Raw genomic sequence first — 14,768 nt, 5'->3', positions numbered from 1 at the left:
GGGGTGAGGGTGGTTTGGATCGGTTCTTGCGTTCGCTGGGTGAGGCACACGTGCGCGGTGTCCACATCGACTGGAAGACCGTCCTGCCCGGAACCGACCGTCCCGCCGTCTCGTTGCCCACCTACGCCTTTCAGCACACCCGGTTCTGGCCGCGGTCGACCGGCCGCGCGGGAGATCCCGCCGGGCTCGGGCAGATCGCCGCGGGCCACCCGTTGCTCGGCGCCACCGTGCATCCCGCGGCCGGGACCGGCCTGCTGCTGACCGGCTCGCTGTCGGCCACGGCCCAACCCTGGCTCACTGGCCATTCCGTGCTCGGCACCGTGATCGTTCCTGGTTCCGTCTTCGTGGAGCTCGCGCTGCGCGCGGGCCGCGACCTCGGCTGCGACCGGCTCGACGAGCTGACACTGGAAACACCGCTGGTACTCGACGGTGACACCGCCTACGACCTCCAGGTCGCCGTGACCGAGGACCTCGAGGTGAGCATCCACTCCCGGCCTGCCGGAGCGGAGGAGGAGAGCTGGACCCGGCACGCCGGCGGGATCCTGAACCCGGAGAGAGGACCGGCTCGGACAGGGCTGGCCGGGCCGTGGCCGCCGCACGGCGCCACCCCGCTGCCCGCGGAGGACCTCTACCAGCGGTTGGCCGACTCGGGTATCGACTACGGACCGGCTTTCCGCGGTCTGCGTGCGGCCTGGGAGCACGACGGGGAGATCCTGGCCGAGGTCCGGCTGCCCGAGAGCGAGACGGTGGACGCGGGACACTACGGTCTGCACCCCGCCCTGCTCGACGCGGCATTGCACGGTATGGGGCTGGGGTCGGTGTTCAGCGGCCCCGACGAATCCGGCTCCGGTGGGAGCGTGGCGTTCAGCTGGAGCGGGGTGACCTACGACGCCTCGGGTGCCACGGCGGTCCGGGTCCGCCTCACTCCGGCGGGCGAGAACGCGGTCGCCGTGGAGATCTCCGACGCGGCGGGCGTGCCGGTGGCCTCGGTCGAGGCCCTCGTCATGCGGCCGGTCTCGGCCGATCAGCTCGGCGGCGCCGGGCGCGTATCGAGGAACTCGCTGTTCCGGCTCGACTGGCCGGAGCAGCCGCTACCGTCCGGTGAGCACTGCCGGATCGCGCTTGTCGGCGCGGATTGCTGGGACTGGGCTCCGTGGTTGGACAGCGGCGAGCACAGCGGCGTGTTCCCGACGCCCCGCGCGCTGGCCGAGGCCGTGGCGGACGGCTCGGCCGAGCCACCCGAGTTCGTCGTCACCACCGTGCCCGCAGTGGCCGGTGAGGACATTCCCGCCGCGGTGAGCGGCACGCTGTCGAGCCTGCTCGACACCGCACAGTCCTGGCTGCACGACGACAGGTTCGCGGACACCCGTCTCGTCGTAGTGACCCGGCGCGCGATGCCCGTCGACCCCTCGGCCGAACCGGACCTGCCCGCCGCGTCGGTCTGGGGGTTGCTGCGCAGCGCCCAGTCGGAGCATCCGGACCGGATCGTCCTGGTCGACATCGAGGACGATACCTCCGACGTCAGCCTGCTCCCGGCCGCCATGCGCAGCGGCGAACCGCAGCTCGCGATCCGTGCAGGCAGGCTGTTCGCGCCCCGGCTGGTGCGGGTCGAGCCTGCTGCCGAACCCGGGTTCGGGTTCGGTGACCACGAGACCGTGCTGATCACCGGTGCCTCCGGTGGTCTCGGCCGGATCGTGGCACGGCACCTGGCCGAGACTCACGGGGTGCGGCACCTGGTGCTGCTGTCCAGGCGCGGGAGGCAGGCCGAGGGAGCCGGGGAACTGGCCGCCGACCTCACCGAGCTGGGCGCGGAGGTCACCTTCGCCGCGTGCGACGTGGCCGACGCCGCCGCCGTCGCCCGGGTACTCGACGACATTCCGGCAGACCGCCCGCTGGCCGGGGTGGTGCACACCGCGGGTGTGGTGGACGACGGGTTGGTCGAGTCGCTGAGCATGGACCAGATCGATCGGGTGCTGCGCCCCAAGGTGTGCGGTGCGTGGCACCTGCACACGTTGACCAGGCAGCTGGACCTGCGGGCCTTCATCGTGTTCTCGTCGGGAGCCACCACCTTCGGAGGCCCCGGGCAGGGTGCCTACGCCGCGGCCAACGCGTTTCTCGACGCGCTCGCCGGATTCCGCCGGGCGCACGACCTCAGCGCGACCTCGCTGGCGTGGGGAATGTGGGCCGAGTCGAACGGCATGGGCAGCAGGCTGGACGAGACGGCACTCGCGCGCATGGCGAGAAACGGAGCGTTGCCGCTGTCCGTGGCCGAAGGGCTGGCGTTGTTCGATGCCACGCACGGCCTCGACCACGCGGCACTCGTCCCGGTCCGCCTCGACCTCGCGGCCCTGCGCGGCCAGGCCGGCTCCCTGCCACCGATGTTCCGCGAGCTCGTTCCCCCACCGGGTCGGCAGGCGGCGGCGGAGGACAGCGCCGCGCTCCTGCGCACGCTCGCCGGACTCACCGAGGACGATCGCAGGCGAACGCTGCTGGACGCGGTCCGCGCCAACGCCGCGGCGGTGCTGGGTCACTCCTCGGCCGCGGGGGTCGACCCGGAGCGGTCCTTCCTGGAGTCGGGATTCGACTCGCTGACGGCGGTGGAGCTGCGCAACCGGATGACGCGGGTCACCGGAGCCCGGCTCAGGGCGACGCTGATCTTCGACTTCCCGACCCCGGCGCGGCTGGCGGGGCACCTGCTGGACCAGCTCGACCTGGCCGCCGAACCCGGAGCGAGCCCGGCAGCCGACTCGGACACGGTGCTGGCCGAGCTCGAACGCGTGGGCGCCGCGTTGCCCGCCGCGGTCTCCGACACCGCATCCCGGCGCCGGGTGGCCGAGCGGCTGCGGGAGCTCCTGCAGCTGTGCGGTCCCTCCGCCGCCGCGGGCGGCGACCTCGAATCCGCCACCGACGACGAGCTGTTCGCACTGGTCGACGACGAGTTCGAACACGGAGTGGAGACCGCGTGACCGAGGAGAGCAAACTTCGCGAGTACCTGAAACGGGCGATCAACGACGCCCGCGAGACCCGGGCGCGGTTGCGGGAACGCGAGGACGCCGAGCACGAGCCGATCGCGATCGTCGGCATGGCGTGCCGGTTCCCGGGTGGCGTGGCCTCCCCGGACGATCTCTGGCAGCTGGTGCTGACGGGCGGTGACGGCGTGTCCCGCTTCCCGGAGGATCGCGGCTGGGACACCGACGGGCTGTTCGACCCGGACCCGGATCGCCCGGGCACCACCTACGTGCGGGAGGGTGGCTTCCTGCCCGAGGCGGGAGACTTCGATCCCGGCTTCTTCGGGATCTCGCCGCGCGAAGCGCTGGCCATGGATCCGCAACAGCGCCTGCTGCTGGAGGTGTCGTGGGAGGCCATCGAGCGTGCGGGCCTCGACCCCGCGTCGCTGCGTGGTTCGCGCACCGGGGTGTTCGCCGGGATGAGCGGAATGGACTACGGCGCCGCGCTGGCCCAGGCCCCAGGCGGGCGCGACGGCACGCTCTCGATGAGCACCGGCGGGAGTCTGGTCTCCGGCCGGATCGCCTACACCCTCGGGCTGGAAGGTCCGGCCATCACCGTGGACACCGCCTGCTCGTCGTCCCTGGTGTCACTGCACCTGGCGGCCACGGCACTGCGCTCGAACGAATGTGCGCTGGCGCTGGCCGGAGGCGTCACGGTGATGTCGGTGCCGGATCCTTTCGTGACGTTCAGCAGGCAGCGCGGCCTGGCCCGCGACGGCCGGTGCAAGCCCTTCGCCGCCGCCGCGGACGGCTTCAGCCTGGCCGAAGGGGTCGGTGTGCTGCTGGTGGAGCGGCTGTCGGTGGCGCGGGAGAAGGGCCATCCGGTGCTCGCGGTACTCCGCGGTTCGGCGGTCAACTCCGATGGCGCCAGTGGCGGCTTCAGCGCTCCGAACGGGCCGTCGCAGGAGAACGTCATCCGCCAGGCACTGGCGGACGCCCGCCTCATCACGTCCGATGTCGATGCCGTGGAGGCGCACGGTACCGGCACCACGCTCGGCGACCCGATCGAGGCGCACGCGCTCCTGGCGACCTACGGCGCACGGCGGGACCGGCCGCTGTGGCTCGGCTCGGTCAAGTCCAACATCGCGCACACCCAGGCGGCGGCCGGCGTCGCCGGAGTGATCAAGATGGTCGAGTCGCTGCGCCACGGTGTGCTGCCGCCGTCGCTGCACGTCGACGAGCCGTCGTCGCACGTGGACTGGTCACTCGGTGACATTCGGCTGCTCACCGAGGCGACGGACTGGCCCCGGCTGGACCGGCCCCGCCGTGCCGGGGTGTCCTCGTTCGGCATCAGTGGCACGAACGCGCACGTGATCCTGGAACAGGCCCTGGACGGTGACGGTGCCGAGCCGCGCGCCTCGGACGGCGGGCCGGTCCCGTGGCTGCTCTCCGGCAGGACCACCGCGGCGTTGCGCGCGCAGGCTCGGCGCCTGCTGGCACACGTGGAGCGGAGACCGGACCTCGGCAGCGAGGATCTCGGTTTCTCTCTGGCGACCACCAGAACCGCTCTGGACCACCGTGCGGTCATCGTCGGCGCAAGCGAGGAGGAGCTGGTCGCCGGGGTGCGTTGTCTGGCAGCCGACGAGCAGGCCGCGAACGTCGTGCGAGGCACGGTGGGCGCGGGAGACAGGGTCGTCTTCGTTTTCCCCGGCCAGGGCTCGCAGTGGGCCGGAATGGCGGCCGAACTCAGCAGGGCCTCGCCGGTGTTCGCGGCCACGCTGGCCGACTGCGCCGCCGCGCTCGCACCGCACGTCGATTTCGACGTGATCGACGTGCTCCGCGACGGGGTCGACGCCCCCGGTCTGGACCGCGTGGACGTGGTGCAGCCGGTCCTGTTCGCGGTACTCGTGTCACTCGCGCAGCTGTGGCGTTCGTACGGGATCGAGCCCGCGGCGGTGGTCGGCCACTCGCAGGGGGAGATCGCCGCCGCCTGCGTCGCGGGGGCGCTGTCGCTGCCGGACGCGGCGCGCGTGGTGGCGGTGCGGTCCCGGCTGATCGCCGAGGTCCTGTCCGGTCGCGGGGGAATGGCGTCGGTCGCCTCACCGCCCGCCGACGTCGTGGCCCGCATCGGAGCCTGGGACGGACGGCTTTCCGTCGCCGCGGTCAACAGCCCGGCCTCGGTCGTGGTGTCCGGCGAACCCGCCGCCCTGGACGAGTTCCTGGCCGAGTGTCGTCGGGACGGCGTGCGGACCAAGCGAGTTCCGGTGGACTACGCCTCGCATTCGGCCCAGATCGAAAAGATCCGGGATCGGCTGGTGGCCGCGCTGGACGACCTGACTCCGGTCAGGGGCACGGTACCGTTCTTCTCGACGGTCACCGGAGACTGGCGCGACACGACCACGCTCGACGCGTCCTACTGGTACACGAATCTGCGCGAGACCGTCGGTTTCGACGCCGCCATCGCGGCACTGGCCGACCAGGGCTTCGGAATCTTCGTGGAGAACAGCCCGCATCCGGTGCTGACCGTGGCCGTCGAGGAGACCGCGGAGGACGCCGTCGCCCTTGGGACGCTGCGGCGGGACGAGGGCGGGCTGACCCGGTTTCTGCTCTCCCTCGGCGAACTCTGCGCGAACGGTGTCGACCCGGACTGGCGTGCGGTGTTCGGCGCCTCCGCCCGTCCCGTGGACCTGCCGACCTACGCGTTCCAGCACAGCCGGTTCTGGCCGGAGCAGGCGCCGGAGCAGGCCGGCGACGTCGCGTCGGTGGGGATGTCGGCGACCGGTCACCCGCTGGCCGGTGCCGCGGTGCCGCTTCCCGGTTCGGACAGCTCCCTGCTGACCGGTGGGATCTCGTTGCGGGCCCAGCCGTGGCTGGCCGAGCACGCCGTGCTGGGAAGCGTGCTACTGCCGGGCACCGCGTTTGTGGAACTCGTGTTACGAGCGGGGGCCGAGGCCGGACTGACCCGGATCGACGAGCTGATCCTGGAAGCGCCGCTGGTGCTGCCCGAGGACGACGTCGTCCAGGTGCAGGTGGTGGTCGGTGCGCTCGACGACTCCGGTAGCAGGCCGGTGAGCGTGCACTCCTGCCAGGACGGCGAGTCCTGGCTCCGGCATGCCACCGGCACGCTGACCGCGGCGGAGGCCGCGCCCGCCGGCGGCGTCGACTGGCCACCGGGCGGGACCGCACTGGACCCGGACGAGGTCTACGCGAGGCTCCACGACGCCGGAATCGCCTACGGGCCGGTGTTCCAGGGCCTGCGGCGGGCGTGGCTGACCGAGGACGCGGTGTTCGCCGAGGTACACCTGCTCGAATCCGTGGACGGGTCCGGTTACGGAATCCACCCGGCCCTGCTCGACGCGGCCCTCCACCCGGCCGATCCGGTGCTCGAACGCGAGGACGACGGCGCTCGCCTGCCGTTCAGCTGGCGAGGGGTACGGGTGCACCGCCCCGGGGCGCGGGTGCTGCGAGTCCGGGTGTCCGACGCGGGTGCGGACACGTTGTCCCTGACCGCCTGGGACGAACTCGGGAACCCGGTGCTCACCGTGGACTCGCTGGCCCTGCGGCCGGTGTCGCGGAGCCAGCTCGGCACCGCCCCGTACCGCGACTCGCTGTTCCGGCTGGGCTGGGAACCGGTCACGGCCGGGCAGGGCACCGGCATGGTCGCGGTGCCCTGCCCGGACACGGGAGAACTCCGCGAGACCCTGGCCGACGTGGTGACCCTCCTGCGGTCCTGGCTGGCCGAGGACCGCGCGGAGCGGCTCGCGCTGGTGACCACGGGCGCCGTGGCGGTGGGCGAGGAGCGGGCACCGGCGAATCCCGACCAGGCCGCGGTGTGGGGACTCGTGCGCAGCGCGCAGTCGGAGCACCCCGGCCGGTTCGTCCTGATCGACGTGGACCGGCCCGGTGCACCACTGCCGGATGGTCCGGAGCCGCAGTACGCCGTACGGGACGGCAGGTACTCCGCACCGAGGCTGGTCCGGGCGAGCGCGGAGCCGGTCGGCGAGCCGGTGTTCGACTCCCGGGGCACCGTGCTGGTGACCGGCGGTTCCGGCACGCTGGCCGGGTTGGTCGCCCGGCACCTGGTGACTACCCACGGCGTGCGGCGGATCGTGCTGGCGAGCCGCAGCGGTGGTGCCGATCCGGTGACGGACGGCCTGCCCGCCGACATCCTGCCGGTCGCGTGCGATGTGGCCGATCGGGAGGCGGTCGCGCGGCTGCTCGACACGGTCCCACCGGAACACCCGCTGACCGGTGTGGTGCACACGGCCGGCGTGCTCGATGACGCGACCGTGGAATCGCTGGACGCGGGCCGGTTCGACCGGGTGCTCCGGCCGAAGGTGGACGGAGCCCGCGTTCTCGACGAACTCACCGCGGACCTGAACCTGTCGGCGTTCGTGCTGTTCTCCTCGGGCGCCACCACGTTCGGGTCACCGGGACAGGGAAACTACGCCGCGGCCAACGCCTGGCTCGACGCGCTCGCGCAGCGCCGGAGGGACCGGGGGCTGCCCGGACTCTCGCTGGCCTGGGGACTGTGGGCGGAGCGCAGCGGGCTGACCCGCGATCTGTCCGAGCACGATGTGGCCAGGATGGCGCGCAGCGGATCCGCGGCCATGAACACGGAGGACGCGCTCGCGCTGTTCGACGCCGCGCTCACCGCCGCCTCGCCGGTGCTGGTGCCGGTGCACCTGGACCCCCGGGCACTGCGTGAACAGGCCACGTCCGGGACACTCCCCGCGTTGTTGCGCGGCCTGGTGCGCACGCCGGCCCGCACCGGCACGGCCGAGGGCGAGGACCTGTCCGCCCTGGCAGGACCGGAGCGGCTCCGGCGGCTGCTGGCGCTGGTCCGGACACATTCCGCGACCGTGCTCGGGCACGAGAACGCCGAGGCCGTCCAGCCGGACCAGGCGTTCAAGGAACTCGGGTTCGACTCGCTCACCGCGGTCGAACTGCGTAACCGGCTCAGCACGGCGACCGGGCTGAGGCTGCGTGCCACTCTCGTCTTCGACCACCCGTCGCCCGTGACGATGGCCGCGCACCTCGACACGTTCTTCGACGAACGCGAGAGCGGGACGGACTCGATCATGGCAGAGCTGGACGGGATCGAGGAGCGGCTCGCGGAGCTGGACGAGACGGGGCGCGGGCGGGTCGCCACCAGGCTCGAAGCGCTCGCCGCCCGCACCGGCGGACCCGGCGACGGCGAGGCGACGTCGGGGCTCGCCTCCGCCACCGACGACGAGATGTTCGCCTTCATCGACCGTGAACTCGGTGTCTGACCACCGCAAAGCTGAAGGGTAGCTGGATGTCGAACGAGGACAGGCTCCGCGATTACCTGCGGCGGGTGTCGGCCGAACTGCACGACACGAAGACGCGGCTGCGTGAGGCCGAGGAGCGCGTCACCGAACCGATCGCGATCGTCGGAATGAGCTGCCGGTTCCCCGGCGGTGTGCGAACGCCCGACGACCTGTGGGACCTCGTCGCCGAGGGCAGGGACGCGGTGGGCCCGTTCCCGGACGACCGAGGGTGGGACGTCGAGGGCCTGTACGACCCCGACCCTGAGCACCCGGGCACGACGTACGCCCGGGACGGCGGTTTCCTCGACGATGCGGGTGACTTCGACGCCGGTTTCTTCGGCATCAGCCCGCGCGAGGCGCAGGCCATGGACCCGCAGCACCGGCTCCTGCTGGAGTCCGCGTGGGAGGCGTGTGAGCACGCCGGACTCGACCCGGCCACGTTGCGTGGCTCGCGGACCGGTGTCTTCGCCGGGGCGATGTACCACGATTACGGCGTCCGGCTCGATCCCGTGCCCAAGGGACCGGGGCGCTACCTGAGCAACGACAGTGTCGGCAGCGCGGCGTCCGGGCGGATCGCCTACTCGCTCGGGCTCGAAGGGCCCACGGTCACCGTGGACACGGCGTGCTCGTCCTCGCTGGTGGCGATGCACCTGGCCGCGCAGGCGCTGCGCTCGGACGAGTGTGCGCTCGCGCTGGCCGGTGGCGTCACGGTGATGTCGACGCCCTGGTTGTTCGTCGAGCTGAGCAGACAGCGCGGCGTCGCCGCGGACGGGCGGTGCAAGGCGTTCGGGGACGGCACCGACGGGGCGGGCTTCTCCGAGGGCGTGGGACTGGTGCTGCTGGAGCGGCTCGCCGACGCCGAACGGAACGGGCACCGGGTACTCGCCGTGGTGCGGGGCACCGCGGTGAACTCCGACGGTGCGAGCAACGGGTTCACCGCGCCGAACGGTCCGTCACAGGAGCGGGTGATCCGCCAGGCGCTCGCCGCGGCGCGACTGACCACGAAGGACATCGACGCGGTGGAGGCGCACGGCACCGGAACCCCGCTCGGTGACCCGATCGAGGCGCACGCCCTGCTGTCGACCTACGGGCGCGATCGAGGTCACGGGCGCCCACTGTGGCTGGGTACGATCAAGTCGAACATCGCGCACGCACAGGCCGCGGCCGGGGTCGCCGGTGTGATCAAAATGGTGCAGGCGATGCGCCACGGGACGCTGCCGCGGACCCTGCACGTCGACCGGCCGTCACCGAAGATCGACTGGTCCTCCGGTGCGGTCGAACTGCTCACCGAATCCAGGCCATGGCCGGAGACCGGGCAGCCGCGCAGGGCCGGGGTGTCCTCGTTCGGTATCAGCGGTACGAACGCGCATGTCATCCTGGAACAGCCCCCGGCCGAGGTGGCGCCCGAGCCGGAGGCGCCCGCCGAGGGACCCGCGTTGTGGACCGTGTCGGGCCGGAGCAGGGACGCGCTGCGGGCGCAGGCTGCCCGCCTGCTGTCCGTCGTGGACGACGAACCCGAGCTGGACCCGGCGGCTCTTGGCCGTGCACTGGCCACCACACGCACGCCCTTCGAGCACCGTGCCGCGATGGTCGGGCGGGACCGGGACCAGCTCCGGTCCGCGCTGGCCGCGCTTGCCGGGGGAGAGCCGGCGGCCGGGCTGGTCGAGGGCGTCGCGTCGGGAGACCCACGAGTCGTCTTCGTGTTCCCCGGCCAGGGCACCCACTGGGCCGGCATGGCGGCCGAACTGCTGCGAACGTCCCCCGTTTTCGCCGAGTCGATCGAAGCCTGCGCGCGGGAACTGTCCCGGTTCACCGAGTGGGACCTGCTGGCGGTGCTGCGCGACGAGCCGGGTGCTCCGCCGATGGAGCGGGTGGACGTGCTGCAACCGACGTCGTTCGCGATGATGGTCTCCCTGGCGCGGCTGTGGGAGTCCTGTGGTGTCCGGCCGGATGCGGTGGTCGGGCACTCCCAGGGCGAGATCGCCGCCGCGCACGTGGCCGGGGCACTGGATCTGGCCGACGCCTGCCGCATCGTCGCCCTGCGCAGCCGCGAACTCCTGGCGCTGGCCGGGCAGGGCGGCATGGTCTCGGTGGAGCGGACCGCCGACGAGGTCACCGCGTGGTTGCAACCGTGGCGGGACCGCTTGTCGATCGCGGCGGTCAACGGTCCCACCTCCGTGGTGGTCTCCGGTGCCGTGGACGCGCTCGCCGAGTTCGGGCGCACGCTGTCCGCCGAAGGTGCCCTTCGCTGGCAGATCCCCGGCGTGGACTTTCCCGCGCACTCGGTCCAGATCGAGGCGCTCGCCGACGCGCTGCACGACGTCCTGGCCCCGGTACGGCCCGGCCCCGCCGACATCCCCTTCTACTCCGCCACGGACGCCCGGTGGAGGGACGGCAGCGACCTGGACGGGACGTACTGGTACCGGAACTTGCGCGAGACGGTGTGGTTCGAGTCCGCCGTCGCCGAGTTGCTGGACCAGGACCACGAGGTGTTCCTCGAGATCAGCGCGCATCCGGTGCTCACCATGGGGATCACGGCGACGGCTGAGCAGCGCGGTGCCCGGGTCCGTGCGGCGGGCACCGTGCGCCGGGGGGAGGGCGGCCTGGAGAGGTTTCTGCTGTCCCTCGGCGAGGCGCAGGTGCACGGCGTGCGCCCGGACTGGGCCGCGGTGTTCGCTGATTCCACGCCGCGCCGAGTGGAGCTGCCCACCTACGCCTTCCAGCGGGAGCGGTACTGGACCGGGCCGACCGGCGACACGGCCGACGCCGCGAGCCTGGGCCTGGCCGTGACCGAGCACGCGCTGCTCGGTGCGGCGGTGGACGTGCCGGACACCGGCGGCTTCCTGCTGACCGGAAGGCTGTCACAGCACACGCATCCGTGGCTCGCCGACCACGCGGTGTCGGGCACGGTGATCCTGCCCGGAACGGCGTTGTTGGAGATGGCCTCGCGCGCCGCGGACGAGGTCGGCTGCGAGATGGTGGACGAACTGGTCGTCGAAGCGCCCCTCGTGCTGCCTGATCGCGGCGGCGTCGCGGTGCAGGTGCTGGTCGGCGGGGCGGACGAGACGGGCGCCCGCGAGGTGAGTGTCCACGCCCGCCCGGACTCCGGCGCGCGGCCGTGGACCCGGCACGCCGCCGGGAGGCTCACCCGGTCGGCGGCGGCACCGGCCGGTGACCTGGTGGCCTGGCCGCCCGCGGACGCGGAGGCACTGGACGTCGAGGGCTTCTACGACCAGCTCAACGACACCACGCTCCACTACGGACCGGCGTTCCAGGGCCTGCGAGCCGCGTGGCGGCTCGGCCGGGAGATCTACGCCGAGGTGGCCCTACCGGAGTCGTGCGCGGGCGAGGTGGCCGGTTACAGCCTGCACCCGGCCCTGCTGGACGCCGCCCTGCACGGCCTCGGTCTCGGTTCGTTGATCACCACCGAGCAGGACCCGGACGCAGTGCCGCTCCCGTTCTCGTGGACGGGCCTGCGCATGGCCGCGTCCGGAGCGACGGCGCTGCGGGTGCGGCTGTCCCCGGCGGGGCAGGACGGCATCTCCGTGCTCGTCGCCGACCGGACCGGGGCCCCGGTGGCCTCGGTGGCCTCCCTGGTCCTGCGGCCGGTCTCCCGTGCTCAGCTCCGCGCCGCCCAGGGTGAGGGCGGCGCCGTGTACCGGGTCGAGTGGACACCGGCGCCACGGAGTTCGGCCTCGCTCCGCTGCGTGTTCACCGGTCCGGAGGGAGCCGGTCCCGCCGCGGCCGAGCGCGTCGCCGACCTGTCTTCCGTGCCCACCGATCCCGCACCGGATGCGGTGGTGGTCGCCCTCCCCGCCGGCCGGGACACCGGGTGGGATGCCGACGAGCGGGACACCGCGGTGCGGGCGACGGTGAACGAGGTACTCGCTCTGGCGCAGTCCTGGCTCGACGATGACCGGGTCACCGGCTCCCGACTGGTCCTGGTGACCCGCAACGCGGTCGCCGCCACCGCGGACGACGGTGCGCCGGATCCGGTCCACGGGGCGCTGTGGGGGCTGCTGCGCTCGGCCCAGTCGGAGAACCCCGGCCGGTTCGTCCTGGTGGACGTCGATGAGCACGAGGACTCACCCGCGCGGATCGCCGAAGCGGTGGCCACCGGCGAACCCCAGCTGGCGATCCGCGCGGGAGCGGTGCTGCTCGCCCGCCTTGCCGACGCCGGTGCCGGTGCGGGGCACGCCCTCCACCCGCCGCAGGAGCCCGCGTGGCGACTGGAGATCCCGGAAACCGGCACGTTCGACAACCTGACCCTCACGGCCTGCCCCGACGTGCTGGAACCACTGGAACCCGGGCAGGTCCGGGTCGGGGTGAGGGCGGCGGGACTGAACTTCCGGGACGTGCTCCACGGGCTCGGTCTCACTCTGGGAGAGGGATCCTTCGGCGGGGAAGCGGCCGGTGTGGTGCTGGAGATCGGCCCGGGGGTCACCGGACTCGCGCCCGGCGACCGGGTGATGGGTGCCATCGCGGGGTCGTTCGGGCCGATCGCGGTGGCGGAGGCCCGGATGATGGCCCGCATCCCGGCCGGGCTGAGCTTCGCCGAGGCCGCCACGGTGCCCATCGCCTTCCTCACCGCCTACTACGGCCTGGTCGACCTGGCCGGTCTGAAAGCGGGGGAGTCGGTCCTGGTGCACGCCGCGGCGGGCGGGGTCGGTATGGCGGCCGTGCAGCTGGCGCGGCACCTGGGTGCCGAGGTCTACGCGACCGCCAGCGAGGCGAAGTGGCCCGTGCTCCACGCCGCCGGTTTCGCGGACGAGAACATCGCCTCGTCGCGTTCGCTCGACTTCGCCGGCGAGTTCCTCGGCGTGACCGGTGGCCGTGGTGTCGACGTGGTGCTCAACTCGCTCGCCGGTGAGTTCGTCGATGCCTCGCTGGACCTGCTGCCGCGGGGTGGCCGGTTCCTGGAGATGGGTAAGACCGACAAGCGGGAGCCCGACCGGGTCGCCGTGGAGCACCCTGGGGTGGCCTACACGGCGTACGACCTGCAGGAGGCCGGCCTCGAACGGATTCAGGTCATTCTCCGGGAGTTGTGTTCGCTGTTCGAGCGAGGTGTGCTCCAGCCGCTGCCGTTGCGGGCGTGGGACCTCCGGGACGCACCCGGCGCCTTCCGGTTCCTGAGCCAGGCCAGGCACGTGGGCAAACTGGTGCTGACCGTGCCCGGGGAAGTCCGGCACAGCACGGTGTTGGTCACCGGCGGCTCGGGCACTCTGGGCGGGCTGGTCGCCCGGCACCTGGTGGCCGCGCACGGAGCACGCCACGTCGTCCTGGCCAGCCGCGGCGGCCGTCGTTCCCCGGAACTGGCGGAAGAACTGGCCGAGCTGGGGGCCGAGGTCACCTTCGCCGCCTGCGACGTCGCCGACCGGGACGCACTGTCCGCGCTGCTCACGACGATCCCCGCCGACCGTCCACTGACCGGCGTGGTCCACGCCGCGGGGGTTCTCGACGACGCGGTGATCGGCTCACTGACGCCCGAGCGGGTCGAGCGGGTGCTGCGGCCGAAGGTGCGCGGCGCGCTGAACCTGCACGAGCTGACCCGCGATCTGGACCTGTCGATGTTCGTGTTGTTCTCCTCGGGCGCGGCGACTTTCGGCTCACCCGGGCAGGGGAACTACGCGGCGGCGAACGCCTTCCTGGACACCCTGGCAGCACACCGCCGCTCACTCGGGTTGCCCGCGGTGTCCCTGGCCTGGGGCCTCTGGGCCGAACGAAGCGGGCTGACCGCGGGGCTGGACGAGGCGGACGTGGGCCGGATGACGCGCGGTGGCGCGGTCGCACTGTCCACCGAGGAGGCGCTGGGCCTGTTCGACACCGCGCTCGGGCACGACGAGCCGATGCTGGTGCCGGTGCGGATGGATCTCGCGGCGATGCGTTCTCAGGGCGACTCGCTGCCGCCCCTGTTCCACGGTCTGGTCCGGGGCAGAGTACGCCGCACCGCGGCGGGAGCCGACGTGGCGGAGGAGAGGTCGCTGGCCACCCGGCTGCCGGGGATGTCCCCGTCGGAACGCGAACAGGCGGTGCTGGATCTGGTACGCAGGCACGCGGCGGCCGTGCTGGGGCACCACTCCGCCGACGGCATCGAACCGGAACGCGCCTTCAAGGACCTCGGGTTCGACTCCCTCACCTCGCTCGAGTTGCGGAACCGGTTGACGTCGGCCACGGGACTGACCCTGCGGGCGACGTTGATCTTCGACCATCCGACGCCGGTGGAACTCGCCGCGCGGCTCGGCAGCGAGCTGGTGCCAGACGCGGGTGACGGTGGGAACGACGCCAGCGCCACGAATGACACCGGGGCCGTCGAACGCAGCGATGCCGAGATCGAGCGCCTGCTGACCATGATTCCGGTGAGCCGCATCCGGGAGGCAGGGCTGGTGGAGGCGCTGGCACGGCTCACGGACGGCAGGCAGGACGGCGGGGGCGAGGACGACGCCGGAGAGGCGGCGGGCGGCGCGGTCGACGAACTGGACGTGCAGGGACTTCTGCTCAAGGCGCAACAGAGCCTCGGCTCCTGACCACG

3 protein-coding genes are annotated in these 14,768 nt (G+C 72.7%); all 3 read left to right on the top strand.

What is annotated here, in order from left to right; translation table 11 throughout:
* A partial coding sequence (locus tag FFT09_RS21565; RefSeq protein ID WP_208544490.1) for a type I polyketide synthase occupies window positions 1-2,966 on the top strand: 2,966 nt, incomplete at its 5' end.
* Window positions 2,963-8,221: a type I polyketide synthase gene (locus FFT09_RS21560; RefSeq protein ID WP_138383831.1), complete on the top strand. Its 5,259-nt coding sequence runs from the start codon at window positions 2,963-2,965 to the stop codon at window positions 8,219-8,221. The genes FFT09_RS21565 and FFT09_RS21560, both read left to right, overlap by 4 nt.
* A 26-nt stretch (window positions 8,222-8,247) precedes the next feature.
* A complete protein-coding gene (locus FFT09_RS21555; RefSeq protein ID WP_138383830.1) occupies window positions 8,248-14,763 on the top strand; it encodes a type I polyketide synthase in 6,516 nt (2,171 codons plus the stop codon).
* Window positions 14,764-14,768: the final 5 nt, after the last annotated feature.

This window comes from Saccharomonospora piscinae (assembly GCF_005862235.1).
In the GTDB taxonomy this organism is placed as follows: domain Bacteria; phylum Actinomycetota; class Actinomycetes; order Mycobacteriales; family Pseudonocardiaceae; genus Saccharomonospora; species Saccharomonospora piscinae.
The sequence above is the reverse complement of the archived record's forward strand: the minus strand, read 5'-3'. Positions and strand labels throughout refer to the sequence as shown.